This window comes from Burkholderia sp. S171 (genome assembly GCF_009766085.1).
Taxonomy (GTDB): Bacteria; Pseudomonadota; Gammaproteobacteria; order Burkholderiales; family Burkholderiaceae; genus Caballeronia.
The window spans coordinates 25,732-51,480 of sequence record NZ_LMUF01000001.1 but is presented as its reverse complement, the minus strand read 5'-3'; the positions used below and the strand labels follow the sequence as shown (position 1 = coordinate 51,480).

Sequence of the window (25,749 nt, the reverse complement as noted above, 5' to 3'; positions counted from 1 at the left end):
ACACAATGATCAAACATCTTGTTGCCTCCCTTGCGTTTTCTCTTGGCCTGCCTTTCCTGGCTCACGCGGCCGCGACTGACGATCCGCTGGTCTCCCGTGGCGCGTATCTCGCGAAGGTGGGCGATTGCGTCGCCTGTCACTCAGCGCCCAAGGGCAAGCCGTTCGCCGGTGGCCTGCCGATGACCACGCCCATGGGCAAGATCTACACGACCAACATCACGCCCGACCCCGATACGGGCATCGGCAAATGGAGCGAAGAGGACTTCGAAAAAGCGTTGCGGCAGGGCGTGTCAAAAGATGGTCATAACCTTTATCCAGCCATGCCCTATACGTCCTATGCGAAGGTTCAGGACGATGACGTGAAGGCGCTCTATGCGTACTTCATGAAGGGCGTCGCACCGGTGAACCAGCCGAACCGTCCATCCGATATCCCGTTCCCGCTGAACATGCGCTGGCCGCTCAAGTTCTGGAACATGGTGTTCCTCGATAAGGGCGTTTATCGCGGCAAGGATGGCAAAGATGTAGCGTGGAATCGGGGTGCTTACCTGATCCAGGGTCTGGGCCATTGCAGCGCATGCCACACGCCTCGCGGTATCGCGTTCCAGGAAAAGGCGCTTGATGAAAGCGGCAGCGCATGGCTCACGGGCGGTGTTCTTGACGGCTGGTTTGCCTCGAACCTCACGGGCGAGCAGAACGTGGGACTGGGGCGCTGGTCCGATGCTGACCTGACCACCTTCCTGAAGACCGGAGCGAACGCGCATGCGTCGGCGTTCGGATCCATGACGGATGTGATCAACCACAGCACGCAGGGCATGAGTGATCAGGACCTGGCGGCCATGTCGGCTTATCTGAAGTCGTTACCGGCGGCGGGTGGTACGAATGCGCCGGCCTATGCCTATGATCCGAAGGCCACCGCGGCGCTGCTGCAACATCCTGCCAACGATGCAGGCGCAAAGGTTTATACCGCGTACTGCATGCATTGCCATGGCGTGGATGGCCGTGCGTTCGCCCCGCTGCTTGCGCCGCTAGCGGGCAATCCGAACGTGATGGAGAAGGATGCGTCGTCGCTGATCAACGTCACGTTGAACGGCACGCACGACCTCGTGATACAAGGCATCCCCGCCGCGTATCCCATGCCGAAGTACGCGCCGGTGCTCAACGATCAGCAGATCGCCGATGTGCTTACGTTCGTTCGCGCCGGATGGAACAACGGCGCACCCGCGGTTGGGGCCGCTGATGTTGCGAAGCTGCGCAAGAGCACGCAGGCATCGCAGTAAGTCTGTGCTGCTCCTGGCAAAAGCGGCGGTGGATTTAAAAATCCGCCGCCGCTGATCGTAAAAACATGACTGCGATTGAAAACCTATTCTGGCTAGATCCTCGAAGCGTTAGGCGAGCGGGTAACCGGTGTAGAACTCGCTAGCGATTTTCCAGTTCCCGCTGACCTTAAGCAGATGTATGACCTTCCAGCCGTAACTGACGCTTCCCGTCGCATCCTCAGTGGTCACATAATCCAGCGATGCTTGCGCAAGCGCGCCGACCTGCTCAATCTTCACGTTATGAAACTGCTGATGAAAGCGGCTACCGCTCGCAAAGATAACCGCGTTAAACGCCGCATAGTTTCGCGTGTCCACCGTCGTGATCGACTCGTCCGGTCCGGGCAGACCGCGGGTTGACGAAAATGGAATGTCGGGTTGAAGTAGCAAAGACTCGAAACGTTTTTCGTCACCGTTAGTCACGCTTTGCGTATAGTTTTCGAGCAACTGCTCAATTGCCTCTCAATCCGCAACCGTACCGTGGTGGTTGCCAAAACTGGAAGGTGCAGAATTCACTGTGGTTGCTCCGAAGCTTAGTAGTACAACGGCGGATACGAGGCAGTTCTGGTGTGGACGGGTCGAATACGGATGCGGATGCGGATGCGGTTCTCAGGAATGCAAACGAAGGCCCCTGCTCCCTTCAGCTGCTTTCACATATTAATTAGCTAGGCAACTATATGCACAAAAAACACTCACTCATTTCTGCCTAGTACATCAAGGCGCTTAGTAGATCACGATTTAATTAGCAAAACAACTATTATTTGGTCTTGACGCTGACCCGGCATGCCAACGAGCGCGCCTGCTCTTCCGACTAACCAAGCGCGCTCACTTCTCTTTTACTCCGATGCCACGCTCAACAGCACCGGTTTGTCGCGATACAGCGTCGGATACAGGCGCTTTAAGTTTTCGACCTTCGGCATGTCGTTGATCGCGATATACGGCGCATCCGGATGCAGCGTCAAATAATTCTGGTGATAAGACTCAGCAGGATAGAAACCCTTGAGCGCGTCTGTCTTCGTCACGATCGGTGAGGAGAAAACATGCGCCTTGTCGAGTTGCGCGATATAACTTTGCGCGACGCGCTTCTGCATGTCGTTGGCCGGAAAGATCGCCGAACGGTATTGCGTGCCGCTGTCCGGGCCTTGCCGGTTCAATTCCGTCGGGTCGTGAGCGACCGAGAAATAGATCTGCAGCAACTTGCCGTAGGTGATCTTCGTTGGGTCATAGGTGATCTGCACGGACTCGGCGTGCCCCGTCTGGCCCCCGCTGACAGTTTCGTATTGCGCGGTCTGAGGCTGGCCGCCGGAGTAGCCCGACACCACCTTCGTCACACCATTTACGTGCTGAAACACGCCTTGAACGCCCCAAAAACAACCGCCCGCCAGCACGGCGGTTTCCTGGTGCGCTGCATTTGTGGGTTCGTCGAGCGCAGGCGGGGCAATGACGACCGCGGCTTCTGACGAATGCGCTGGATGCATGGAAGCGAACAAGATACCGACGCCCAGGCCGATAGCCGTCAACAGCGCCGCGCCGCGCGAACGCAGGAACGTGGCAGGATTTTGCTTCGTGGAAATCATGGAGAGCCTCCGGGTTTCAGGACGACGTGCTTTAACTAGCGCCGTCCTCTTGCGTTATGTTAGCGCGCCCGGAGAGGTGTGGAAGCTTGATGACAAAGATGTCATCGAAAGGTCATGGAAAGGTCAGGACGAGGTGCAGCAGAAACCATTCACGCAAAGGCGCCCACGACAATCCGCGCGGCCGATGCCACGACGTCGTTACGCGCCTTGGCATCCGGCTTTCGTTGAGTCAGGTAGATGGTCAGGATAACGGGCGGTTTTCCCGGTGGCCACAGTACGCCGATATCGTTCGTCGTACCGTAGTCACCCAAGCCGGTCTTGTTGCCAATCATCCAATGGGCTGGCAGAGCGGCAGCGATCTTGTCGGCGCCGGTGGTATTGCCTAGCAGCCATGTTTGCAGTTGACTGCGTTGCGAAGCGCCGAGCGCATCGCCTAGTGTCACGCGCTGCAGGCTTTGCGCCATCGCCGCCGGCGTGGATGTGTCGCGCGGGTCGCCGGGTATCGCCGTATTCAGCTCAGGCTCCCAGCGATCCAGATGGAACTGGTTGTCTCCGATAGAACGCGCGAATGCAGTCACCGTTTCCGGGCCGCCGACCAGTTTCATCAACAAGTTGCCCGCAGTGTTGTCGCTATATTGCAGGGCGGCAGCGCAGAGTTCCGCGACGGTCATGCCCGTAGCGATCTGTTTCTTGGTGATCGGCGCCCACGACAGGAGTTCGCTCTGTGTGTAGCGGATCCGCCGCTCAAGCAAACCCTGTTGAAGCGCACTCTGTTCGAGGACCGCGGAAACCAGCATTAATTTGAAGGTGCTGCAAAGCGGAAAACGCTCGTCCGCGCGATAGTTCACCCGCTTGCCGTCGGCAGTATTCAGCGCTGCTACGCCAAGGCGTCCTCCAGCACTGCTCTCCAGTTGCTTCAACTGGTCTTCAGCGGCTGAGCTACCCGTGGCCGCGCGCCACGACGTACACGCGCTGACAAAGGGAAACATGGCAGCAGCCGTCAACAATGAACGGCGGCGCGGGGAATAAATAATTGAATGTTGCATTGGGTTGAAAACAAGGAGAGGCGTTGCGGAAGTGTTGCTGAGTGCTGCATAACACGGGGATAAACAACGAGCAAGGAATGCTCGGTGCCGAAGATTACAGGCCGGACACGATAGGTTTTTGGGTCTTGATCCGCGTCAGTGCGGGACACGGCTTCGTTCCTTTGCAAGGCCCGCAAAGGAACGAAGCATGGAGCCTTTTACGGCTGTTGTCCAAGCAAATCGGCAAGCGCAATGGCAACTGTTTTCGTCGCGACCTTCAGGTCTTCAAGCGCGACCCGCTCGTCGGCCCGATGTCCGTTGGCCTCAAGCAGCGTCCGCGGACCGGCGCCGTAAATGACGGTCGGCACGCCCGCTTCGCAATACAAACGGGCATCGGTATAAAGGGGCACGCCTTCGGTAGGAATGTCGCGTTGCAACGTAACCAGGGCCGCGCGTTGCAGCGCTTGTGACAAGCGCTCTGCGCCGTCAAGCGAGCGCAACGGCGACGTAACCAACACCTCTTCTATCTCAACGCTAATGCCCGGCAAGCCCGCAACAGATGCCACGATCACCGCCTTCAATTGCTTGAGCACGTCTTGCGGATTCTCCTCCGGCACCACGCGTCGATCGAGCCGCAAAGTCACCTTGTCAGGCACCACATTCGTATTGATGCCGCCTTTGATCAGACCCACCACTAACGTAGGGTGATCGATGCCCGGCGTCTCCGAATGGATCTCCCGCAATGCTGCCCGATGCGCATACAGCGCATTCAACACCGCCGTAGCGGCCTCCAGCGCGTCGTGACCGGTGTCAGGCCGCGCCGCGTGCGCCGACTTGCCCCGTACCGTGACTTCCAGGTGGATCGCGCCATTGTGAGCGGTCGTGATGGAATAGGAAAAGCCTGCACAGATGGCGTAATCAGGCTTCACGATACCCTGCTCCAGCAACCATCCCGGGCCGATCAGACCGCCGGTTTCCTCGTCGTAGGTCAGGTGCAATTCCACCGTCCCGTTGAGCGTCGCACCGCTCTCGATCAATGCCTTCAGCGCGAACGCATAGGTGGCAAAGTCCGACTTCGATACCGCCGCCCCGCGCCCAAACATAAACCCATCGCGAATCTCGGCGCCGTACGGATCGGCGGTCCAGCCATCGCCGGGGGGCACTACGTCGCCGTGCGCGTTCAGCGCAATCACCGGCCCCGCGCCAAAGCGATGTCGAATCACGAGATTCGTCGCGCTCATCATGCCGGCACGCGCGACAGCGTCGACTGGCACACCATGGCGTTCGACCGTGAAGCCGATCCGCTCGAGCCATTGCGCCGCCATCTCCGCGTGGCCCGCGCAATCGCCCGGCGGATTGTCCGACGGTTTTTGCACAAGCGCTGCAAGGAACTGGACCTCTTGGTCAAAATGATGATCGACGCAGTCGGTCAGGGTCGAAGCAAGAGCGGATTGGGTCATGAGTGGTCGTGTAAATGGCAGGCTGAATACGAGAGGAAGGCTAGCAACATGGTAACGAGTAACGCGGCTGCAGGCGAGTTAGCGTCAGCTTAGCGGACGCGGCCCGAGGATAGGTGGGCGCACCCGAATGCCACCCATAACAGATCGCAATCAATTTATTGCGCTTAAGCGCGGTTTTCATCGAAGAAAATTGCATGGGGACTCAAACGCTACGTTTGTTTCGCAATCAATTAAAGACCGTTCTCAGCTAAGCTTTCAGGCATGGGCACGCGCTCTGCCGGACGGCGGCGAGACGCGGATTTCCGTCAGGCACGGACACAATAACTCACTGGAATACGCTTCAATGAACCATAGAGACGATGCTGCGGCGCTCGATCGCGACGATCCGCTAGCCAGTTTGCGCGACCAGTTCGCGCTCGGCCACGACACCATCTATCTGGACGGCAACTCGCTTGGCGTCCCGCCCAAGGCCGCCGCCTCGCGCGCCGCCGCCGTCATAACCGGCGAATGGGGCGACGGTTTGATCCGCTCGTGGAATACAGCAGGATGGTTCGCGTTGCCCAAGCGGCTTGGCAACAAACTGGCTCCGTTGATTGGCGCAGCCGAGGACGAAGTGGTCGTCACCGATACCATTTCCAGCAACCTCTTCAAGATCCTCTCGGCGGCGCTGCGAGTCGCCCATGAGCGCGACCCAAAGCGTCGCGTCATTGTCTCCGAGCGCTCGAACTTCCCGACCGATCTCTACATTGCTCAAGGCCTGATCGAGCAACTGGATCGCGGCTATGAATTGCGTCTTGTGGATCACGCATCCGAGCTCGCCAGCGCTATCGACGAGAACACGGCCGTTGCCATGATCACGCACGTCAACTATCGCACGGGCGCCATGCATGACATGGCGGCGCTGACCCGCGTGATCCATCAGGCGGGCGCGCTCGCCGTATGGGACCTGGCGCATTCGGCAGGCGCGGTTCCGGTCGATCTCAACGGCGCCGGCGCGGATTATGCCGTCGGCTGCACGTACAAGTACCTGAACGGCGGACCGGGTTCACCGGCGTTCATCTGGGTGCCGAAGCGCCTGCAGAATGTTTTCTCGCAACCGCTGTCCGGCTGGTGGGGCCATAAAAAACCATTTGAAATGAGCCCCGAATATCGGCCCGATGACGGCATCGGCCGGTTTTTGTGCGGCACGCAACCGATTGTCTCGATGTCGATGATCGAATGCGGCCTCGACGTGTTCGGGCAAACCGATATGGCTGCATTGCGTCGGAAATCGCTGGCGCTGAGCGACTTGTTCATTGATCTCGTGGAGACACGTTGCAGCGAATTTCCATTGCAGCTCGTGACGCCGAGAGCACACGCTGAACGCGGATCGCAAGCAAGCTTTGAACATCCGCATGGGTATGAGGTCATGCAGGCCCTAATCGCGCGCAACGTCATTGGCGATTACCGTGAGCCGCGCATTTTGCGCTTCGGCTTCACACCGCTTTACACGCGCTATGTGGATGTATGGGACGCTGTTGAAACATTGCGCGACGTGCTTGCAACCGAAGCATGGCGTGCACCCGAATTCGCCGAACGTGGCGCCGTGACCTGACCCAAGCGGAGAACGCGCGATGACACAATCACATGAAAGCGAAGGCACGGGCGGCTGTCCCATGGGGTATGGCACGGCGGGAACAACGGGCGATGCTGCACAGAAGCCCGAAGGCTGGCACGACGCGCAACTCGACTTCTCCAGTTCGATGAGCTACGGCGACTATCTCTCGCTCGATACGCTCCTTTCGGCGCAGCACCCGCTCTCGCCCGACCACAACGAAATGCTGTTTATCGTGCAGCATCAGACGAGCGAGTTATGGATGAAGCTTGCGCTGTATGAGCTGCATGCAGCGCTCCGCGCCGTGCGTCGCGATGACCTGCCGCCTGCGTTCAAGATGCTGGCACGCGTCTCACGCATACTCGACCAGCTGGTCCAGGCGTGGAGCGTTCTCGCGACCATGACGCCTTCTGAATACACGGCAATGCGGCCTTATTTGGGCGCATCGTCCGGATTCCAGTCGCATCAGTACCGGCAGATCGAGTTCCTGCTGGGCAACAAGAACGTGCACATGCTCAAGCCGTATGCGCATCGTCCGAACGTGCTCGCCGAGGTCAAGGCAACGCTTGACGCCCCCTCGTTTTACGATGAAATCATCCGCCTGCTCGCGCGCCGCGGTTTCCCTATCGCGCAGGAAAGGCTGGAGCGCGACTGGACGCAACCGACCACGCACGACGCCAGCGTGGAAGCGGCGTGGCTCACGGTGTATCGCGAGCCAACACAGCATTGGGAACTGTACGAGATGGCGGAAGAGCTCGTCGATCTTGAAGACTCGTTCCGGCAATGGCGCTTTCGCCACGTCACCACCGTTGAGCGGATCATCGGCTTCAAGCAAGGCACGGGCGGAACCAGTGGCGCGCTTTATTTACGAAAGATGCTGGATGTCGTGCTGTTTCCTGAGTTATGGCACGTCAGGACGCTGCTCTGAGTCGTTGATGGCATGGTTCTCATGGTTCCTTATTGAGCCAGTCATGCGCGCCGGCCCTTTAGAAGCCTGAAGGGTCGCGCGGCGTAAAACGGAGCACGCTCTGACAAGCGGCGCGCTTTGCCCGATAATAGCCCGCATGAAAATGCTCCCTACCCCCCGTCTCATGCGGCGTGCGTTTCTGGCGTTGCCCGCAGCCCTGCTGCTAGCGTCGTGCGCAACGCCCACCGCGCCGATATCACTCGATGCCGCCATTGCCGCGCCGTATCGGGGAGACAAGGCGCAAGCGCGCGACGTCTACCGGCACCCGAAAGAGACATTGGAATTCTTCGGCGTCGCACCGGATCAGAGCGTGCTGGAAATCGCGCCGGGCGGCGGCTGGTACACAGACATTCTCGGGCCTTATTTGCGGTCGCGCGGCACGCTTTACGAAGCGCAATATCTGCCGCCCCAAGGAGCGCTTCCTGCCGGGGAAGCAAAGAGTAATGCCGTGTTCGAGCGCAAGCTCGCTGCCTCGCCCGACGTCTTCGGAACGGTTGTGGTCGGCACGTTGCAATCGGGGCAGTTCAGCGGCTTGCCTGCGGGTCTGCAAGTTGATCGCGTGCTGACGTTCCGTAATATTCATAACTGGATAGAAGACGGGCAGGTCGATGCCAACCTGCGTGCGTTCTATTCGGTGCTGAAACCGGGCGGCGTGCTCGGTGTGGAAGAACATCGCGCAATACCGGGTACATCGGTTCAGCAAATGATCGATACCGGCTACCTGACCGAAGCCTACGTGATCGAGCATGCACAGGCAGCGGGCTTCAGGCTTGCCGCGCGCAGTGAAATCAACAGCAATCCCCGCGATACCAAGGACTATGCGCACGGCGTGTGGTCCTTGCCGCCGACGTACCGAGGCGGCGATACTGACCGCGCGCGCTTCGCCGCCATCGGTGAATCGGACCGGATGACGCTGCGTTTCGTCAAGCCGTAGGTAAGCAGGCCCGATTGCGAGGTCAAGACTTATCAACACAATGACTTGCCGATGGCAACGCTTTGCGAAAGGGCTGCCGACACCGCCCGCAAACGGCTAGCGGTTTCCAGTCGAGCGCCCGGGTGTTGCATAAATAAACGCTAACCGCGCGGTCGCCCTACTGACGTGGACCGTCGTTTGCGTGCTTCCCGCGGATCACCCCTTTCAACGTTTGAACCACAAGGTTATCCATGATCGAAGTCCATCATCTAAACGAATCCCGGTCGCGCCGCATTACCTGGCTGCTTGAAGAACTCGGACTCGACTACACCGTCCATGCTTACCAGCGCAATCCAAAGACGCGGCTTGCTCCACCCGAACTTGAGAAGATTCATCCACTGGGCAAGGCGCCCGTGATTCGCGACGGCGATGAAGTGATCTTCGAGTCCGGAGCGATCATCGAATATCTGGTGCGCAAGTATGGCAACGGCCGGCTTGCGCCTGCGGCGGACTCGCGTGACCATAATCGTTATTTGCAGTTTCTCCACTACGCAGAAGGCTCCGCCATGTTGCCGCTCATGCTCAAGCTCTATACGAGCCGGCTTGGCGATGGCGCGGCGCCGCTGCAGCCTCGTATTGAAAGTGAAATGCAAAGGCACCTCGGCTTTCTGAACAGCGAGCTGAGCGGACGGGACTATTTCATTGGCAATGACCTGACCGGGGCCGACGTTCAACTGTCGTTCGCGGTCCAGATGGCCGTGAAGTTTTGCGGCGAAGAAGAGTATCCCAACCTCACCGCGTTCGTCCGGCGTATTGAAGCGCGTGACGCGTATCGGCGGGCGATCGAGAAGTCGGGTGAGTGAAAGGCTTCGTGCGTCGTTGGATGGGGCAAGGAACGCTCTTGCATAGTCAACGACGCTCACGTTGATCAAACCCGACCATTGAAAGCAGTGTCCTAACGGCCGCGCCCCGAAGCGGCATTCGCAAACCCCTCCGCTACAGCATCACCAAACGCACTGGCCGCGGCCTTTAAATTGCCCAACTGAACGGGGTGGATCAGCCAGATATCAAGGCTTAGCGAAAAGTCTTTCACGTCGACAACAGATAGTTCGGCATACGAATCACTTCGGCGAAGCACAGTCCGCGGCACCAGCCCCAAACCGAGCCCCGCAGCAATCAACTTCAGTTGCATCTCGGTACCGTGCGTATCCACGCTTAACCTGAGTTCGCGCCCCACGCCTTGCATCGCCCGTTCCAGCGCGGCACGGTAGCCGCAACCCAGCGGGTTAAGTATCCATTCCTGCTCCGCCAGCACCTTGATGGTCGAGCGCCGCTCAACTACCGGCCGCCGTTTGCTCTGGACCACCAGCACCTCTAGCGTCGTGATAAACCGGCCTGCTACGTTGTCCGTCAGTGTGCTGGGCGATGGCAGCAGCAACGTGGCGGCGTCCAGCTTCCCAAGACTGACTTGCTGCAACAGCCCCGTGCTCCATTCGGTATGCGATTGAACTTCCAGTGCCGGAAACGCCGCTTTCAGACGCATCACCGCGTCGAACAAGACCACCTCCGCTACCACTTGCGAAAGGCCCAGGCGAAACGTCCCGCTCGGCACTGCGTCTTCCCGGGGAATCTCAAGAAGTTGATTCATGCTGCGCATGAGCGGGACCGCGTGTTCGTAGATCCGGCGCGCAAGCGCGGTTGCTTGAGGAGGCTTGCTGTTGCGGTCCAGGAGTTCCGCGCCAAGGACAGCCTCAAGATGCTGAATTCGCCGCGATATAGCCGATTGCGTCAGGGACAACGCATCCGCCGCCCGCGTCAACGAATTGTGGTCGAGCACCGCCACCAGGGTTTTAAGGTCTTCGAATAACATGCCTGGCTCTCATGATTTAGATGAAAACTATGCGCTTGATGCAAGTTTCAGCTTAGTCTAATCTTCAATGGCGAAACATGCGACCGCGACGTCTTTTAATGCGGTGCGCGAATTCAGTCCACGACGACACTCTGCTTATGTCGTGGCCAGCGTCTCCCTTTCTCACCTTAAGCCCGAGGTCAAACCATGCCACTCGTCCGAATCAATCTTGCGCAGACTGCGTCGCCGGAAGCCGTTCAAGCAATCAGCGACGTCGTGTACGACGTCATGATCGATGTAGTCAAAGTGCCCGAGCATGACAAATTTCAGATCATCACGCGTCATGCACCTGACGAATTGATCTACCCAACGGAGGGTTATCTGGGCGTGACCTATACGGCGGGGATCGTCTTTATCCAGGTGACATGGAACACTGGCCGCACGATTGAGATGAAGAAAGCGTTTTACCGCGCGGTGGCGGACGGCATACACGCAAAGACGGGCATACGAAAGGAAGATGTCTGGATCAACCTGGTCGAGGTGAATCGCGAGGACTGGTCGTTCGGCAATGGCGACATGCACTACGCGCCGAAGTAGTCTCCGTGCACGCGTAGTGAACACCGCCGGTTGCGCACCTACGTGACCAGCGCGCGGCGGCCGTTCCGATCATGCGCTAATGCGGACGCCTGTGATTCAAAGCGATGAAGACGCCCATCAGCGTGACAAATGCCAGCACGAGCAGGGTCGCGTTGAGCAGCACATGCGTATAGCCGAGTTCGCCGACATCAATGAACGGATAGGGATAAAAGTCCGACGTGCTGCCGCGCCATAGCGTGATGCAAAGATAACCTAACGGATAGATCAGCCACAGCAAGCATTGCCGCAAGGTCAGGTGAAATCGCGGCACGAACAGCACCCAGTAAATGACCGACAACACGGGAATAACGGTGTGCAGGCACTCGTTGAGCACTGCCCGATACCCCGAAGGCGTCCACAGGTGACGCAACAACAGGTTATACGCCAAGCCGACAAACGCGATGTAAACGACGACCGCTGTCACCACCGGCGGCTTACGAAAAAATCGCCCGAGCGGCGAGCGGCCAAGCGCGGCGACAAACGAAAAACAAAGAGCAACCGCAAATATGGTCAAGTTCGTCAGATAGCTGCTTAGGCGCTCAAACCCATCGAATACGCTTAAGCCTCTGGCTAGCATTCGGTGGACCGTGATATCGGTTTGCGCAGCAAGCGCTAGCCACGCTATTGTCGCGATGCACGCGGCCAGCAATAACGACGCCGTGCCGGGCGTATGCGAAGGCAACGCGTGCTCTGCCCGCGCCTGTGATGGGTTATCCGTCTGGCGGCGGGTCTGGATTTCAGACTGAGAGGAAATCGGCTTTGACATGCAGCGATTTTATACGCGGCAAGACGGGGATGCAGATCGCAAGTTGCCCAGCGCGGCGACCCGCCGATGCAAGCGCCTGCAATTACGCTCAGGATATCTTGAAGATGTTTTGCGAGCCGCGTACGTACAGGCCTTCGGCTTTCAGGAGAATGCGTTCGCGGTACAGATCGAAGGCGGCGAGCACGGCGGATTCGCCCGAGCCCATTTGCGGATTGAAACTCGAGAGAGCCGCATCGTCTATCTGGAATGAAATCTCGCGCGAACCGTCATACCCCCAGAAGCACACGCAGTGCCTCGAGTCGTCATAGGAACGGCTTGGGTTCGGGAAATTGAGTTTCATACGCCATCCTAGTCCTATTAGTGTGACGCGCGCGACGGTGTTGTTCATAGTAATTACCCTGACTTAACGCTCTCTTGCGCCAGCCTTAACATTCCTGCACCAAAACAATCAGGGAGCAACTACCGCTAGCGGCGAACGTTCTTGTCTGCTGCCAATGCAGCGCTGGCAAGCACTTAAGCCCTGCGCCCACCCCCTGCTTGTACGGCTTTTGTAATGAACTTGGCGCGGCGATGCTCTCGCTTCGTGTGCTCCGGTTCAAGTAGACTCTGGTGCCACGCAATCGATTGAACCCTCGGCGCCTTCTCTTTACGCGCGTCGTCGGCTCTACCAGAAATACGCTCGCCGCCTTGTGAAACCTGCCAACTTCCGCATCACCGCCGCCGTTGTAGCCAGCGCGCTTTTTATGCAAAACATGGACGGCACGATCGTCGCCACGGCCCTTCCCGCCATGGCGCGCGATCTCGGCGTCGACCCGGTGCATTTGAGTAGCGCCATTACCGCTTATCTGGTGGCGCTGACGGTGTTCATTCCGGCTAGCGGATGGGTGGCTGACCGCTTCGGTGCGAAGCGCGTCTTCATGTGGGCGATCGCAACCTTCACGTTGGCTTCGCTCGCGTGCGCGGCGGCCGCGAACCTTCCGCAGTTGATTGCTGCGCGCATCGTGCAGGGAATTGGCGGGGCCATGATGGTGCCGGTCGGACGTTTAATCCTTTTCCGTGGCGTCAAACGCGAAGAGCTGTTGCAGGCCACCACCTGGCTCACCATGCCGGCACTGATCGGCCCGTTGATGGGTCCGCCATTAGGTGGTTTTCTCACCGATACCCTCTCGTGGCGCAGCATCTTCTGGGTCAACGTGCCTGTCGGCATCGTGGGTTTGCTGCTGACGTGGCGCTTGCTGCCAGCCGCGCCGCCCGAACATCATGCGCCGCCCGACGTGCGCGGAATGATGCTGATAGGCGGGTCATTGACCCTGTTCATGATCGGCATTGAATGCGCCGGACGTGGGGTCTTGCCACCGTTTGCGTCGCCGGCATGTGTTGCTGCGGGCGTGCTGATGTTCTGGATGGCGGTAAGGCACTGCCGCCGCGTGGATGATCCGGCTGTCGATTTCTCGCTGCTCGCTATTCCAACTTTTCATGCGGCGACTATTGCGGGGAGTTTGTTCCGTGCCGGTGCCGGCGCATTGCCGTTTCTCGTGCCGCTGACGTTGCAAACCGGCTTCGGCTATAGCGCTTCCGCTAGCGGCCTTGTCACGTTCGCTAGCGCGTTAGGATCGTTTTGCATGCGGCCCATGACATCGCTTGCACTAAGGCGCTTCTCCGTGCGAACCGTTTTGTGCGCAGGCAGTGCGTCGTTTGCCGCCGTGCTTGTGGTGTGCTCGTTCATGTCGCAGAACTGGCCTGCTGGCGGCATCTTCTTGTTACTGCTGGTGGGCGGACTGTCGCGCTCGCTTAGCTTCGCCACCATGGGGGCGCTCGCTTTTGCCGATGTACCCAAGACCAAGCTTGCCGCCGCCACCTCATTCCAGGGCACCGCTCAACAATTGATGAAGGCAGTGGGTGTGACGGTCGCGGCAGGGACCATTCAAGTCACCATGATCGTGGCCCCTGGCGCGCATGCCGAACGGTGGCAATTGGCCTCGGCTTTTATTGTCACCGCGCTTGTTGTGATGACTTCTTACCCGATGTTCATGCGGATGCCCGCTGAAGCAGGAGCCGGGATTTCTGCTTCGCGAGCGTCCGCACGCGGTCGCGCGGGCGAAGTCAAGTGACGCTATAAAGTAATCTAAAAGGCGACGCCATCAAGCGCCGATCAACACCCCGGTCCTGAACGGGACCGCGCCGGTTACGCGGCCCATGGGTGCGCCCGCGATCACAAAGCGGATCGCCCGGCGCATATAAAAAACACCGTCGTTTTTCGTCGTGAGCGTGGTCACTTCATCCGTGATCGGATCGACGATATCGAAGACCGGGTCACCCGCTTTCAGATGTGCCCCAACCTGCGCGCGATACACCACCACGCCGCTTGCGGGCGCAATGAACTGCTCGCTGCCGGCAAGAGGCGTTGCGGGATGATTGAGCGGCGGTAAATCACGCGCCTTACCTTCGATCACACCCCGGTACGTCAGGTAATCGACAATAGCTTCTGCGTCCTGCTCGGCGAACTCATAGGACACGTCACGCTGGCCGCGATGTTCGACCGTCAGCGCAACGTTAGGCGCGGCGATCGGTATGCCCTCGCCCACAAGCGCACGAACGTCGTTCCACAACGGCGCGTAAATCTCGTCGAACGACTGACCGCCCGAGTCCGCGCAGAGCAATACACCGCTTGCGCCCAGATAGCGCGCGAGCGGTTCAACCGACGGCCAGCTCGCAGGGCTCGTGTACAAGTGCATGGTGGCTTCAAGCGAACAATGCAGGTCTAGGATCACGTCGGCATCGGCTGCCATGATCAGCATCTCGCGCCGCAAGGACTCGAACTCATTCTTCGGCTTGACGTCAGCGAGCATGTCGCAGACGGCACGCCGCAACAAGCGCGTGTTGTTATTGGCGTCCTGCGTCCACTGACTGCCAATGCGCTCGACCAAAGCAGCGGCAGCAGGCAGCGGAAAGCTGCGATTGAAGTTGTGGCCGCTATTCAACTCGAAGCGCCCAAGGAACTGTCCGAGCACATGCTGCGAGAGTCCGATCGGATTGGCGACCGGCACCAGGATCACCTCGCCGCGAATGCGCCCCGCCTTCTCCAGTTCGATCAGCCGGTGCTTCAGGCGCCACGCGGTCAGCATGGCGGGGATTTCGTCCGCGTGCAGCGACGCCTGCACGTAGATCTTCTCGCCCGCACCCGGGGTGCCGAAGTGAAAGCTGACTAACTCGCGGCGCGTGCCAATGGACGTGGAAACCAGCGGCGTGCTTTGGATGTGCATCGAATGCTCCTGAAAACCGATTAGTTGCCGTAGACGTCGAAGTCGAAGTACTTGTGGGCGATCTTTTGGTAGGTGCCGTCTGCACGCATGCCGGCTATCGCGCTGTCGATGCTCGCCTTAAGCGCAGCGTCGTCCTTGCGCAGACCGATGCCGGTGCCATGGTCACCCATCTCAAGCGGGCCGCCGACAAAAGCGAACCCCTTGCCTCTCGGTGTCTTCAGGAAGCCGTTGTCCGCTTCCACCGAACCCAGCAGCGCCCCGTCCAGCCGGCCGGCCGTCAGGTCCTCAAATACGCCCTCCTGGCTTTGATACGCCACTACTTCCACGCCACCCGACTGCCAGTTCTTCTGTGCGTACGTCTCGAACTGCGTGCCGCTTTGTACGCCAATGCGCTTGCCCCGCAGACCCTCCGCGCTGACCGTCAGCGGCGCGCCGGCCTTCGCGATCAAACGCGACTTGAACTGGAACAGCTTGGTCGAAAACGCGATCTGCTGCATGCGCTTTTCCGTGATGGCCATCGACGAAATGATTGCGTCGATCTTGCGTGCCTGCAGCGCCGGGATCATGCCGGAAAACTCCATCTCGACCCATTGGCAATGCATCGCGATGCGGCGGCAAATCTCGTTGGCGAGATCGACGTCGAAACCGGTCACGGTGCCGTCCGGCATTTTTACGTCCATGGGCGGATACGTCGGATCAATGCCTAGGCGCAATACGTTCGCGTCTTTTGCGAAGGCCGGCGTGGAGAGGGTCACGGCCGCCATCACGGCGGCGGCCAACAACGAAGAGAGGGGTTTCATCGGCGCTTACTCAGTGGTCAAGACGTTGATGGGGATAACGAGGCGGATAACACGCCTGCATGGTACGAGTGCAAAATGCCACCAAACAGGGCCGATTTACTTATCATGATCACTTTTACCTATCACCCGGGCGGACATTTTGGACCTGACCTTGACGCAACTTCGCGTATTCGTCGCCGTGGCTGAAGCAGGTAGTCTCCGCGCGGCGGCGCGCAGGCTCGGCATTGCGCAAAGCGGCGTGACGCAGCAGTTGAGGAAGCTTGAGACCAGCGCGGGCGGACCATTGTTCGAGCGCGGGCATCGCGGCGCGCGCCTGACTTCCGTTGGGGAGCGCTTGCGGATTCGCGCTGATGTGATTCTGGGTGAATGCGTACGAACGGAAAACGAAATGCGCCAGTTGCGTGGCGAGTTGACCGGCCAGGTTTCGCTCGGCGTCGCGGCTGAGGCCATGATGCGATTATTCCCCGCGCTGCTGGCGAGTTTTCGCGAGCGCTGCCCGCGTATCGACGTTCACCTGACCAGCGCCACGTCGCGGGTCCTGACGGCCTGGGTGCGCGACGGCAGCCTGGACTTCGCTTTGGCGCTGGTATCGAATGAAGCGGATATCCATGATCTCGAGGTGACCACGCTGTTTGAATCGCCTGTCACCATCATCGCCCGGCGGGGTCATCCGCTAGCCCGCGCGGAATCGCTGTGGGCGCTGCGGGACTGCGAGTGGGTCAGCACCCGGCCGCGCCATGCGGGCGATGTCGCGAACCGTTTGTCTACATTGTTCGAAGACGCGGGGCTTGAACCACCGCGTATCGCGGCCACGACCGAAGCCGTGTTCGATACGCTGCATTGCGTGGCGAACAGCGATTATTTGTCGCTCGAACCCGTGCGTCTCGCGGTCCACCCGTTCTTCAGGGACCACGTGGGGATTGTTCCGATCAAAGAGCGGGCGTTGAGTACGCGCGTATGTTTGCTGCGCCGCGCAGGTGTACCGTTGACGCTAGTCGCGCAGGAGCTGGCATCCATGGCTGTGTCGTTTGCGAGGATGCTGCCCGGGACCGCTGTGACAGGCGAAGCGCCGGGTCAGTGACATTCAATTTTTCATCACGCCCGGACTACGCGGTACGGTCCTGCCGATTCGTTCTTAACGGCTATCATGTCGTTCTGGGCAACGCTTCGAGCTTTGGGAAACACCGTCATGACACGAAAAAAACCTGCGGACAGCGCGCCTCGCGAAACTGCTGCAATCCTGCGTCACTGGCATGACGCTGTACCCAACGACCGGCTGGCCCACCTCGTAAAAGACGCCGCGCGTTCGCTGGTGCGCGCGCTGCAGATGCGGCTTGCCGAGCACACCGTGTCGTACGGGCACTGGACCTTTTTGCGCATCTTGTGGGAGACAGATGGCTTGACGCAGCGCGAGCTGAGCACGCAGGCGGGGGTGATGGAGCCAACGACCTTTGCGGCCGTCAAGGCGATGGAAACGCTCGGTTATGTCGAGCGCCAGCAGATGCCCGACAACAAGAAAAACGTACACGTGTTCCTGACTGCCGAGGGCCGCGCGCTGAAAGAGAAGCTCGTTCCGCTCGCCGAGGAAGTCAATGACGTCAGCGTGGTGGGCCTGAGCGAGCACGACATCAAGACCGCGCGGAAGGTGTTGCTGGCGCTGATTGAAAACCTGGCCGACGATGAACTGGGGTCCACGAATCCCATGCGCCGCGTACCTTCAACGCGAGAGTTGGGACGGATTATTGCGGAGCGTGGGGATACGGTAGAGGACCGGTGAGGCTAGATGGCGCTGCTGCAAGAGGATCTCGCGCCCCGTCTTTGCTTCGGCTTCGAGTTGGGCAGCGCTACGCAGGTCGAAATCTGCGACTATCACCAGGATTACTTATGACTCGCGAAATTCCACTCGATACGCCCGGCGTTATCCTCGCGGAAGAATGGCTCGCTCCAATGGGCATTACTCAGTACGCGCTCGCAAAAGCAATCGATGTACCGCCACGTCGCATCAATGAAATCGTGCAAGGAAAACGCGCCATCACCGCCGACACAGCCGTTCGTCTTGGCGCATTTTTTGGTGTCGACCCGCAAAGCTGGATGAACCTTCAAACGCACTTCGATACCGAACAGGCGCGCGAAAAACTCGGCGATCGACTCATGCAAATCAGGCGCAACGGTGTAGCAAGCGAAGCGATGGCTTCGCCGCGATAAACCGCGAAAGGACGGCGGTGGCGCGCTGCGCTCGCAACCCGCACATAAAAGCAGCGAGCGCACCCGTCCCCTCTTTACACCGGCGACGGATTGCGATCCGCGAACCCGCGTTGATGCCAGTACGGATACGGCAGCGGCAACGTGCTCGCTTTATCCAGCGCCGCGATCTGTTCCGCACTCAATGACCACCCTACGCTGCCCAGGTTCTCACGGAACTGTTTCTCGTCGCGAGCGCCCACAATGACGTTCGCCACCGTCGGCCGCTGCAGCAGCCAGTTCAACGCAATCTGCGGCACGCTCTTGCCGGTTTCCTTGGCCACGGCATCCAGCGCATCCACAATGCCGAAGACATATTCATCGGCAACCGGCGGTCCCATGTCCGCCGTCTTGTGCAAACGGCTGTTCGCCGGCAACGGGCTGCCGCGTCGGATCTTGCCTGTGAGACGCCCCCATCCCAGCGGACTCCACACAATGGTGGACACCTTCTGGTCCAGTCCCAGCGGCATGAGTTCATGCTCGAAATCGCGGCCGGTCAGCGAGTAATACGCCTGATGCACCGAATGCCGTGCGAGGCCTTCGCGGTCCGACACCGCCAGCGATTTCATCAAGTGCCAGCCGGAAAAATTAGAGCAGCCTATCACGCGGATCTTGCCCGCGCGCACGAAGTCGTCGAGCGTGCGCAAGGTTTCTTCCACGCGTGTCAGCGCATCGAATCCATGTAGTTGATAGATGTCGATGTAGTCGGTGTTCAGGCGCTTCAGGCTGCCATTGATGGCTTCCGTCAAGTGATGCCGCGACGAGCCGACGCTGTTCACGTCCGAGCCGAACGGAAACGTTCCTTTCGTCGATACGATCACCTTCGAGCGGCGTCCGGCAATTGCCTTGCCGAGGATCTCCTCCGCCATGCCGTCGGAATAAACGTCGGCGCTGTCGAACATCGAGACGCCTGCCTCCAGCGCAATGTCGACCAGGCTGCGCGCGCCGTCGGCATCCGTGCTGCCCCACGCCTTGAAGAAATCATTGCTGCCGCCGAACGTGGCAGTGCCCAGACTCAGCACGGGCACCTTGAAGCCCGTTTCGCCCAGTAATCGATGTTCCATGTCCACTCCTTTCCATTGAAAGCCAATGAGCCGCTACCCTGCCGCAACGTAAGCAGGCAGGCAACTTCGTTAATGCATCGGCCATGTTAAGAGATCGTTGAAAATCGCGCTTGGATGCCTGGCAGCGGCAGTCGGCTCTACTGCTTAGACGCTTGAACGACAACGACTACAGCCCTCGGATCACATCCAGCGCCGCGCCCACCATGTCCTTCACTACCACCTGAACCTGACCGGCTGCCTCGGGCGCGTAGTCGAATGGTTCCGTCTCGTGCATATACGTCGACTGGCACATTTCGAGTTGTATCGCGTGAACACCCGTCTCAGGCGTTCCGTAGTGACGCGTGTTGTAGCCGCCCTTGAAACGGCCATTGGCGATCCAGGTGTAGGCGCTCCGTTCAGCGGTATGGGTGACAGCTTGCAAGGCGCCCGGCGCAGCCGTTCGCCCATCCTGCGTACCAATGTTCAGATCAGGAAGCTTGCCCTCGAACAAGCGCGGCAACACGCTTGCGATGGAATGCGCCTCCCATAACAACACGTTCGGATGCGCCGCCCGCAACCGCGCAAGCTCGGCCTCAAGCACGTCGTGATACGGCTGCCAGTAGGTCACTACGCGCTGCGCTTTTTCTGCGGCGTCGGGCCCCGCGCCATCGCGATACAGCGGCATGCCACGAAAGGTTTCGCCCGGGCAAAGACCTGTTGTCGTCTGCCCCGGATAGAGGCTTTCATCGTTCGATGGACGGTTCAGGTCGATCACATAACGCGAGATGCGGCCGCCTAGAATGGTCGCGCCCATCTCGCGGGCGAAGTCATACAGGCGGTCGAGATGCCAGTCGGTGTCCGCGACGGTCAGCGCGATGTCCGTGTACAACGGCCGCAAGCTCTCGGGAATTCTGGTGCCCAGGTGCGGGATGGAAATAAGCAGCGGCGCGTCGCCGCGATGCAAGGTGTAGAGATCGGTCATGACAGATTCCGGGCGAAGTAAGCGTATGAAAGAGGTGTGGAAAAGAGATCAATAGGCGAGAACGATAAGCGGTTATCGGATGGCGTCGTCCGGCAGGTTGGGTTGCGCTTGCTGCAGCGCCGGGCGAATGCGCTGGTCGAGCACGCCACGCGTCAGAGAGATCAGTTCGGCCGCAAAACCATCCCATTCGCTCTCACGATGCAACAGGAAAAAATCCCGGCGTGCAAGGCCGCCCGGCGGCAGCGGCAACACATCGATTTCCTCCAGATAATGACGCGCCTGCCACAAGCAAAGCGGCGTGGAGATGGCAAAACCAAGACCCGCGGCAACGAGGCTGAGCAGGGGATCGGTGGCGTCGAATTCATAACGCCGCGGGCTGTCGATACCGAGGTGCCGCGCAAAACGCTCGACCTGCTGGCCGATCACCGAGCGCCCCGTATAACGGATCAAAGGAAGATTGCTAGCGAGCATACGCCAGTCCGCAGCGGGTCGCGACGCGAGGAAGCGCCGCGACGCAACGGCCACAAACGCCTCGGAGAACAAGGGAATCTCCACAATACGCGGGTCGGAAATAACAGTTTGAGTGCAGACGGCCAGATCGATCTCGCGATCGTGCAACTGCTTGGTCAGCCCCGGCGTCAGTCCCGACCACAACGCAATCTGCCGCGACGAACCCGAGAGTGCGCGAATCAGTTCCGGACCAATGGTAGCCGCGAACGAGTCCACGCAACCTAGGCGAACCGAAGCGTTGCCTGCATCGGATGCCTCGTCAATGCGGGCACTCACGCGTTGCGCGTGATCTAGCAAGGGCGTGGCGAGTTCAAGCAAGGCTCGCCCCGCGCTATTGGCCCGCGGCGGACGGCTGTCCCGGTCGAACAGGCTGGTCCCCTGCTCACGTTCGAGCGCAGATACCGCCTGGCTGATGGCGCTCTGGCTCACGCCGAGCTGCTTGGCAGCGGCGGTCATCGAGCCGGTATCGCAGACGGCAACGAACGCCTGCAGTGCGCGCAGGTCGATGGGGTGACGCGGTCGTCTCATGGGCGCTCCGGTTTGGCGCGGCGCCGGCTTAGCAAGGATGACAGGATGCCCGTGCTGCCAAGAACCGTGCGAAGCTGCAGCATTTTCCGTCGATATCCATAAGTTTGCCTTATGCAAAATGTTTGCGGAAGAGGCGTTTTCTACAGTCGCGGTGGCGCAGTGCGAGCGCGTGCGGCCCAGGCTTGAGCGCTCTTATCTCGTGTGACGGAAGCCAGGGTATGGGGGAAGCGCGCTTTGTCGGTTGGGGGTGTCCAACAGTCACGGCGCACGCATTTCCGGCAGGGAAAACAAAAGAAGCGTGCGCCTCGGTTACCACTCGCAGCAAGGGATAAGAAAGGCGCTCGCGCGATGTTCGGCTTAGCTTGAGCCTTCCGGGAAGTCGGCGCCAATAGTTGCCTTTTCCCACGTATCGAAGTCGTGTGTCAGCGAAGCGACTTTCTTGCGCGCCAGTTCAAGCGCGGCTTTACCTAGCAACAGCCGCAACGGCGGGGTGTCGGAGAGTGCCGCGTCTATGATCGCCTGCGCGGCACGTACCGGATCGCCCGCCTGATTGCCGCTGCGTGCTTCGGTCTGCTTGCGCCGTTCGCCTGCTGTAGCAGCATAGTCATCAATGCGCGTAGCCGACTGCTTGATCGACGGCCCGGCCCAGTTGGTGCGGAACGGTCCCGGCTCGACCACCAGCACGTCGATGCCCAGCGGTTTCACCTCGATTGCCAGTGACTCCGAGATGCCTTCCACCGCGTATTTGGTGCCGTGGTAGTAGCCCGTGGCCGCGAAGCTTGTAATCCCGCCTATCGATGAAATATTGACAATGAGGCCACTTTTTTGCGCACGCATGATGGGCAGTACGGCCTTCGTCATGTCGACCAGACCGAAGACGTTGGTCTCGAACATGGCGCGTACGGCGTCGTCCTCGCCTTCTTCAATAGCCGCCAGATAACCGTAACCCGCGTTGTTCACGAGCGCATCGATACGGCCGAAATGCTTCTGCGACTTCGCGACAACATCGGCGATCTGCTTGCGGTCGGTCACGTCAAGTTGCAGCGCCAGTGCACGGTCCCCATAACCCTCGGCAAGTTCCGCGAGCGTGGACGGATCCCGTGCCGTCACCACGGCGCGCCATCCGCGCTCCAGCACAAGTTTGGCCAACTCACGGCCGAAGCCAGTCGAGCAGCCGGTGATGAGCCACACGGGGTTGTCTCGATTCATCATGGAAAGCTCCTGTTTATAGATTGGAAAGTCAGTTGTAGGGGTGCATCGGAATGAAGAGGGGCGTTCGGGCCGAAGCGTGAGCGTGCGTCGCCAGAACCGTACCCGCGCGGAAATCCCGTTAAAGCTTACTCGCGATACGCGAACGCAGCACAACCCCGCCGGGTGGTCGCACGTGGGATCGATGTTTTCGCTTGCCTGATTCTGCTGGCGGCGAGCAGCTTCGGCCCGGGTATAGCCGGGTGTTGAGTTCAGCGAAGGCCGATTTTGATTTTCGTTTTATTAGTTTTTGTTCAAGACCGGAACATTTGACAGTCCGAAAATCGGCCGTGCGTAATAGAAAACTTTAGAAGCCGTGTATTGCGTAACGACTTCAGACTTGTTACGCCGCGGCGCCCGCTACTATTGACGCTGCAAGTAGCGCCTGTGTATAGGGATGCGCAGGCGCTTGCAATACGTCCATCGTGTCGCCCATCTCCACAATCCGCCCGGCCTTCATGACCGCCACCCTGTGCGCCATCGCGCGCATCACGGCAAGGTCATGCGTGATGAACAGATAACTCAGCGTGTATTTTTTCTGCAGCCGCGTGAGCAGGTTGAGGACCTGCTGCTGTATTGATACATCGAGCGCGCTCGTGGGTTCGTCGAGCACAAGCAGTTCCGGCTCGACCGCGAGCGCCCGAGCGATTGCAATACGCTGCCGCTGTCCACCTGAAAATTCATGCGGATAACGCGGCAGGACATCGGCCGGCATGCCCACTTCGTCAAGCAGCGCCACCACGCGCTGACGACGCGCCGCTGCCGTCACCTCCGGCCGATGCAACGCAATCCCTTCGCCGACTATCTGCTCGATCGTCATGCGCGGCGACAATGATCCGTAGGGATCCTGAAATACCACTTGCAGTCGCGACGACACACTGCGCCGCGAGTTCGCGCTCTTGAGCGTGGACAAGCACTGCCCGTCGATATGAATCATCCCGTCCGTCGGCCGCTGCAGCCCCAGGATGGCAGCAGCAAGCGTGGACTTTCCTGATCCGGATTCGCCTACTATGCCGAGCGTTTCACCGCGTCTCAACGTGATGCCCACGTCTTGCAACGCGCGAAATGAAGACTTCGAAAACGTGGACCGCCAGCCTTTCCCAGAAGTCCGGTAGTCAACGGACAGCCCCTGCACTTCGAGCAACTGCCGCGCGTTCGAAGCGATCGGATCGATCGCGCGTTCGGGCTCGCTATCGAGCAGGCGGCGCGTATAGGGATGCTGCGGATTTGCAAACAGTTCCGCAGTGGTGTTGGTTTCCACCAGCACGCCCTTCTCCATCACCGCCACGCGCTGCGCGAAGCGCTTCACCAGGTTCAGGTCGTGCGTGATCAGCAGCACCGCCATGCCGCGCTCGGCCGCCTCCTGTTCCTGCAAGCCGATCAGCAGTTCCACTATCTGCTGGCGCACGGTCACATCGAGGGCTGTGGTCGGTTCATCGGCGAGCAGCAGGCGCGGGCGGCACGCGAGCGCCATCGCGATCATCGCGCGTTGCCGCTGGCCACCGGAGAGCTGATGCGGGAAGCTGTCGATACGCCGTTCCGGTTCGGGGATACCGGTACGGCGCAATAACTCAATACCCCGTTGACGTGCCGCGTTGGGCCGCAAACCTTCGTGCAGGCGCAGGCTTTCCGCAATCTGCTTGCCGATGGTGAACAACGGGTTGAGCGCGGTCATCGGTTCCTGGAAGACCATGGCGATGTCGCGGCCGCGAATGCCGCGCATCTGTTGCTCGGTCTTTTGCAGAAGATCGTCGCCGTCCAGCAAGATGCGCCCCGTCTGGCGAGCGTTGTCTGCCAGGCCCAGGATGGAAAGCGCCGTGACGCTCTTGCCCGATCCCGACTCGCCCACCAGCGCCACGCGTTCTCCACGCCCGATAGAAAGAGTCAGTTCGCGTACGACGGTCTTATCGCCGAAACCAATCGATAAACCGTCGAGTTGCAACAGAGGGGCTGTCACTTCTGCGCCCCTCCAAATGCGGAACCGCGCGTGCGCGTATCGAGTGCGTTGCGCAATGCGTCGCCCATGAAGGTCAGCAGCAACAAGGTGACGACAAGGCCACCGAACGCCGCGCCCGAGATCCACCACGCATCGAGATTGTTTTTTCCTTCGGCGAGCAATTCGCCGAGACTTGGTGTTGGCGCGGGTACGCCGAGCCCGAGGAAGTCGAGGCTGGTCAGCGCGAGAATCGCCGCGCTCATGCGAAACGGCAGGAAGGTGATCACGGGAGTCAGGCTGTTGGGCAGCACGTGACGCCACATGATCTGCCAGTTCGACAAGCCCATCGTGCGAGCCGCGCGAACGTAGTCAAGCGAACGGTTGCGCAGAAATTCGGCGCGCACGTAGTCCGACAGCGTGAGCCACCCAAATGCCGAAAGCAGGATGAACAGCAGCCACAAGGTCGGCTCGAAGATCGATGCGAAGATGATCAGCAGGTAGAGATCCGGCATCGAACTCCAGATCTCGATCAGGCGCTGGCCGATCAAGTCGGTGCGGCCACCGTAAAACCCCTGCACTGCGCCAGTCAGGACGCCCAGCACGACGCCCGAGACGGTGAGTGCAAGCGCCATGAGCACAGAGAGCCGAAAACCGTACAGCAGGCGCGAAAGGACGTCGCGGCCGAACTGGTCTGTCCCGAGCCAGTTGGCGGCCGAGGGCGGCGCGGGATTGGGTGTGGTCGCAAAATAGTCGACGGTGTCGTAGTGGAAATGATTCGGCGGATAGATCGCGAAGTTGCCCTTCGATTCCAGCCGGTCGCGAATATACGGGTCGAGATAGTTCGCGCGCGCGGGGAAATCGCCGCCGAATACCTTCTCCGAATAGTCCTTCACGATCGGGAAATAATAATGTCCCTCGTAGCGGATCAACAGCGGCTTGTCGTTGGCCAACACTTCGCCCAGCAGGCTGATGGCAAACAACGCGACGAACACAATCGTGCTCCAGTAGCCCAGTCGCTGCGCCTTGAAACGCAGCCATACGCGCCGGCCGGGCGACTCGGACGGCGGCGGGTTCGTCATGGTCGCTATGGGAAGATTC

The 25,749-nt window shown here is 59.8% G+C and carries 25 protein-coding genes; 10 read left to right on the top strand and 15 right to left on the bottom strand.

The window, feature by feature from the left end; translation table 11 throughout:
• The first annotated feature begins 5 nt into the window (after positions 1-5).
• Complete coding sequence (locus GSQ93_RS00220) at positions 6-1,277, top strand: cytochrome c (protein ID WP_254073688.1); 1,272 nt, start codon at positions 6-8, stop codon at positions 1,275-1,277.
• 108 nt (positions 1,278-1,385) lie between these two features.
• Here the strand turns inward: GSQ93_RS00220 and GSQ93_RS00215 are convergent, their stop codons facing one another.
• The 4 genes from GSQ93_RS00215 to GSQ93_RS00200 form a co-directional block, all read right to left on the bottom strand.
• The gene (locus GSQ93_RS00215) at positions 1,386-1,631 is read right to left on the bottom strand and encodes a hypothetical protein (protein WP_254073687.1); all 246 of its coding nucleotides are present in this window, start codon (positions 1,629-1,631) and stop codon (positions 1,386-1,388) included.
• Positions 1,632-2,149: 518 nt separating this feature from the next.
• On the bottom strand, positions 2,150-2,890 hold the full coding sequence (gene msrA / locus GSQ93_RS00210; RefSeq protein WP_158933685.1) for a peptide-methionine (S)-S-oxide reductase MsrA: 741 nt from the start codon (positions 2,888-2,890) through the stop codon (positions 2,150-2,152).
• A gap of 149 nt (positions 2,891-3,039) precedes the next feature.
• Positions 3,040-3,924 carry a class A beta-lactamase gene (bla, locus tag GSQ93_RS00205; protein ID WP_158933810.1) on the bottom strand — a complete coding sequence of 295 codons (885 nt, stop codon included), beginning with the start codon at positions 3,922-3,924 and terminating at the stop codon, positions 3,040-3,042.
• 209 nt (positions 3,925-4,133) lie between these two features.
• Entirely contained in the window at positions 4,134-5,375 is a 1,242-nt protein-coding gene (locus tag GSQ93_RS00200; RefSeq protein WP_158933684.1) for an ArgE/DapE family deacylase, read from the bottom strand.
• Between the two features lie 343 nt (positions 5,376-5,718).
• Here GSQ93_RS00200 and kynU point away from each other — a divergent pair, with 343 nt between their 5' ends.
• The 4 genes from kynU to GSQ93_RS00180 all read left to right on the top strand — a co-directional run bounded on the left by kynU (position 5,719) and on the right by GSQ93_RS00180 (position 9,712).
• Positions 5,719-6,969, top strand: coding sequence for a kynureninase (gene kynU / locus GSQ93_RS00195; RefSeq protein WP_158933683.1), 1,251 nt, complete (start codon positions 5,719-5,721; stop codon positions 6,967-6,969).
• A gap of 61 nt (positions 6,970-7,030) precedes the next feature.
• On the top strand, positions 7,031-7,897 hold the full coding sequence (kynA, locus tag GSQ93_RS00190; protein WP_254073698.1) for a tryptophan 2,3-dioxygenase: 867 nt from the start codon (positions 7,031-7,033) through the stop codon (positions 7,895-7,897).
• 136 nt (positions 7,898-8,033) lie between these two features.
• Positions 8,034-8,870: a class I SAM-dependent methyltransferase gene (locus GSQ93_RS00185; protein WP_158933681.1), complete on the top strand. Its 837-nt coding sequence runs from the start codon at positions 8,034-8,036 to the stop codon at positions 8,868-8,870.
• 230 nt (positions 8,871-9,100) lie between these two features.
• Positions 9,101-9,712, top strand: coding sequence for a glutathione S-transferase family protein (locus GSQ93_RS00180; protein WP_158933680.1), 612 nt, complete (start codon positions 9,101-9,103; stop codon positions 9,710-9,712).
• 92 nt (positions 9,713-9,804) lie between these two features.
• Here the strand turns inward: GSQ93_RS00180 and GSQ93_RS00175 are convergent, their stop codons facing one another.
• On the bottom strand, positions 9,805-10,719 hold the full coding sequence (locus GSQ93_RS00175; RefSeq protein ID WP_158933679.1) for a LysR family transcriptional regulator: 915 nt from the start codon (positions 10,717-10,719) through the stop codon (positions 9,805-9,807).
• A 186-nt stretch (positions 10,720-10,905) separates the two neighbouring features.
• Here GSQ93_RS00175 and GSQ93_RS00170 point away from each other — a divergent pair, with 186 nt between their 5' ends.
• Positions 10,906-11,295: a tautomerase family protein gene (locus GSQ93_RS00170; protein WP_158933678.1), complete on the top strand. Its 390-nt coding sequence runs from the start codon at positions 10,906-10,908 to the stop codon at positions 11,293-11,295.
• A 76-nt stretch (positions 11,296-11,371) separates the two neighbouring features.
• Here the strand turns inward: GSQ93_RS00170 and GSQ93_RS00165 are convergent, their stop codons facing one another.
• Entirely contained in the window at positions 11,372-12,100 is a 729-nt protein-coding gene (locus GSQ93_RS00165) for a Pr6Pr family membrane protein (RefSeq protein WP_174254558.1), read from the bottom strand.
• 88 nt (positions 12,101-12,188) lie between these two features.
• Positions 12,189-12,440, bottom strand: coding sequence for a DUF1488 domain-containing protein (locus tag GSQ93_RS00160; RefSeq protein WP_031360797.1), 252 nt, complete (start codon positions 12,438-12,440; stop codon positions 12,189-12,191).
• A 349-nt stretch (positions 12,441-12,789) separates the two neighbouring features.
• On the opposite strand from GSQ93_RS00160, the gene GSQ93_RS00155 reads away from it, so the two are divergent.
• Positions 12,790-14,211 carry an MFS transporter gene (locus GSQ93_RS00155; protein WP_158933677.1) on the top strand — a complete coding sequence of 474 codons (1,422 nt, stop codon included), beginning with the start codon at positions 12,790-12,792 and terminating at the stop codon, positions 14,209-14,211.
• A 30-nt stretch (positions 14,212-14,241) separates the two neighbouring features.
• Here GSQ93_RS00155 and GSQ93_RS00150 read toward each other — a convergent pair whose 3' ends face one another.
• Together GSQ93_RS00150 and GSQ93_RS00145 are read right to left on the bottom strand one after the other, a co-directional pair.
• The gene (locus GSQ93_RS00150; RefSeq protein ID WP_158933676.1) at positions 14,242-15,363 is read right to left on the bottom strand and encodes a succinylglutamate desuccinylase/aspartoacylase family protein; all 1,122 of its coding nucleotides are present in this window, start codon (positions 15,361-15,363) and stop codon (positions 14,242-14,244) included.
• A gap of 20 nt (positions 15,364-15,383) precedes the next feature.
• Positions 15,384-16,163, bottom strand: a complete 780-nt coding sequence (locus GSQ93_RS00145) for a transporter substrate-binding domain-containing protein (RefSeq protein ID WP_158933675.1) — start codon at positions 16,161-16,163, stop codon at positions 15,384-15,386.
• A 151-nt stretch (positions 16,164-16,314) separates the two neighbouring features.
• Between GSQ93_RS00145 and GSQ93_RS00140 the strand changes: the two genes are divergently transcribed.
• The 3 genes from GSQ93_RS00140 (at position 16,315) to GSQ93_RS00130 (ending at position 18,368) form a co-directional block, all read left to right on the top strand.
• Positions 16,315-17,244 (top strand): LysR substrate-binding domain-containing protein, encoded by a 930-nt coding sequence (locus GSQ93_RS00140; RefSeq protein ID WP_254073685.1) that lies wholly within the window; start codon positions 16,315-16,317, stop codon positions 17,242-17,244.
• Positions 17,245-17,352: 108 nt separating this feature from the next.
• Positions 17,353-17,940 (top strand): MarR family winged helix-turn-helix transcriptional regulator, encoded by a 588-nt coding sequence (locus GSQ93_RS00135; RefSeq protein ID WP_158933673.1) that lies wholly within the window; start codon positions 17,353-17,355, stop codon positions 17,938-17,940.
• Positions 17,941-18,047: 107 nt separating this feature from the next.
• Positions 18,048-18,368, top strand: a complete 321-nt coding sequence (locus GSQ93_RS00130) for a HigA family addiction module antitoxin (RefSeq protein WP_158933672.1) — start codon at positions 18,048-18,050, stop codon at positions 18,366-18,368.
• A gap of 74 nt (positions 18,369-18,442) precedes the next feature.
• Here GSQ93_RS00130 and GSQ93_RS00125 read toward each other — a convergent pair whose 3' ends face one another.
• The 6 genes from GSQ93_RS00125 to GSQ93_RS00100 form a co-directional block, all read right to left on the bottom strand.
• Positions 18,443-19,468: an aldo/keto reductase gene (locus tag GSQ93_RS00125; RefSeq protein WP_158933671.1), complete on the bottom strand. Its 1,026-nt coding sequence runs from the start codon at positions 19,466-19,468 to the stop codon at positions 18,443-18,445.
• Between the two features lie 166 nt (positions 19,469-19,634).
• Positions 19,635-20,429, bottom strand: a complete 795-nt coding sequence (gene hutG / locus GSQ93_RS00120) for an N-formylglutamate deformylase (protein ID WP_158933670.1) — start codon at positions 20,427-20,429, stop codon at positions 19,635-19,637.
• 72 nt (positions 20,430-20,501) lie between these two features.
• Complete coding sequence (locus tag GSQ93_RS00115) at positions 20,502-21,467, bottom strand: LysR family transcriptional regulator (RefSeq protein ID WP_158933669.1); 966 nt, start codon at positions 21,465-21,467, stop codon at positions 20,502-20,504.
• A gap of 357 nt (positions 21,468-21,824) precedes the next feature.
• On the bottom strand, positions 21,825-22,679 hold the full coding sequence (locus GSQ93_RS00110; protein ID WP_158933668.1) for an oxidoreductase: 855 nt from the start codon (positions 22,677-22,679) through the stop codon (positions 21,825-21,827).
• A gap of 379 nt (positions 22,680-23,058) precedes the next feature.
• Complete coding sequence (locus GSQ93_RS00105; protein ID WP_158933667.1) at positions 23,059-24,672, bottom strand: ABC transporter ATP-binding protein; 1,614 nt, start codon at positions 24,670-24,672, stop codon at positions 23,059-23,061.
• Positions 24,669-25,730 carry an ABC transporter permease gene (locus GSQ93_RS00100; RefSeq protein ID WP_158933808.1) on the bottom strand — a complete coding sequence of 354 codons (1,062 nt, stop codon included), beginning with the start codon at positions 25,728-25,730 and terminating at the stop codon, positions 24,669-24,671. The genes GSQ93_RS00105 and GSQ93_RS00100 overlap by 4 nt, the downstream gene beginning before the upstream one ends.
• Positions 25,731-25,749: the final 19 nt, after the last annotated feature.

Coding starts and splice junctions, on each gene's coding strand:
- GSQ93_RS00220 (WP_254073688.1), top strand. CDS start 6: ATGATCAAACATCTTGTTGCCTCCCTTGCGTTTTCTCTTGGCCTGCCT.
- msrA (WP_158933685.1), bottom strand. CDS start 2,890: ATGATTTCCACGAAGCAAAATCCTGCCACGTTCCTGCGTTCGCGCGGC.
- GSQ93_RS00200 (WP_158933684.1), bottom strand. CDS start 5,375: ATGACCCAATCCGCTCTTGCTTCGACCCTGACCGACTGCGTCGATCAT.
- kynU (WP_158933683.1), top strand. CDS start 5,719: ATGAACCATAGAGACGATGCTGCGGCGCTCGATCGCGACGATCCGCTA.
- kynA (WP_254073698.1), top strand. CDS start 7,031: ATGGGGTATGGCACGGCGGGAACAACGGGCGATGCTGCACAGAAGCCC.
- GSQ93_RS00185 (WP_158933681.1), top strand. CDS start 8,034: ATGAAAATGCTCCCTACCCCCCGTCTCATGCGGCGTGCGTTTCTGGCG.
- GSQ93_RS00180 (WP_158933680.1), top strand. CDS start 9,101: ATGATCGAAGTCCATCATCTAAACGAATCCCGGTCGCGCCGCATTACC.
- GSQ93_RS00175 (WP_158933679.1), bottom strand. CDS start 10,719: ATGTTATTCGAAGACCTTAAAACCCTGGTGGCGGTGCTCGACCACAAT.
- GSQ93_RS00170 (WP_158933678.1), top strand. CDS start 10,906: ATGCCACTCGTCCGAATCAATCTTGCGCAGACTGCGTCGCCGGAAGCC.
- GSQ93_RS00165 (WP_174254558.1), bottom strand. CDS start 12,100: ATGTCAAAGCCGATTTCCTCTCAGTCTGAAATCCAGACCCGCCGCCAG.
- GSQ93_RS00160 (WP_031360797.1), bottom strand. CDS start 12,440: ATGAAACTCAATTTCCCGAACCCAAGCCGTTCCTATGACGACTCGAGG.
- GSQ93_RS00150 (WP_158933676.1), bottom strand. CDS start 15,363: ATGCACATCCAAAGCACGCCGCTGGTTTCCACGTCCATTGGCACGCGC.
- GSQ93_RS00145 (WP_158933675.1), bottom strand. CDS start 16,163: ATGAAACCCCTCTCTTCGTTGTTGGCCGCCGCCGTGATGGCGGCCGTG.
- GSQ93_RS00135 (WP_158933673.1), top strand. CDS start 17,353: ATGACACGAAAAAAACCTGCGGACAGCGCGCCTCGCGAAACTGCTGCA.
- GSQ93_RS00130 (WP_158933672.1), top strand. CDS start 18,048: ATGACTCGCGAAATTCCACTCGATACGCCCGGCGTTATCCTCGCGGAA.
- GSQ93_RS00125 (WP_158933671.1), bottom strand. CDS start 19,468: ATGGAACATCGATTACTGGGCGAAACGGGCTTCAAGGTGCCCGTGCTG.
- hutG (WP_158933670.1), bottom strand. CDS start 20,429: ATGACCGATCTCTACACCTTGCATCGCGGCGACGCGCCGCTGCTTATT.
- GSQ93_RS00115 (WP_158933669.1), bottom strand. CDS start 21,467: ATGAGACGACCGCGTCACCCCATCGACCTGCGCGCACTGCAGGCGTTC.
- GSQ93_RS00110 (WP_158933668.1), bottom strand. CDS start 22,679: ATGATGAATCGAGACAACCCCGTGTGGCTCATCACCGGCTGCTCGACT.
- GSQ93_RS00100 (WP_158933808.1), bottom strand. CDS start 25,730: ATGACGAACCCGCCGCCGTCCGAGTCGCCCGGCCGGCGCGTATGGCTG.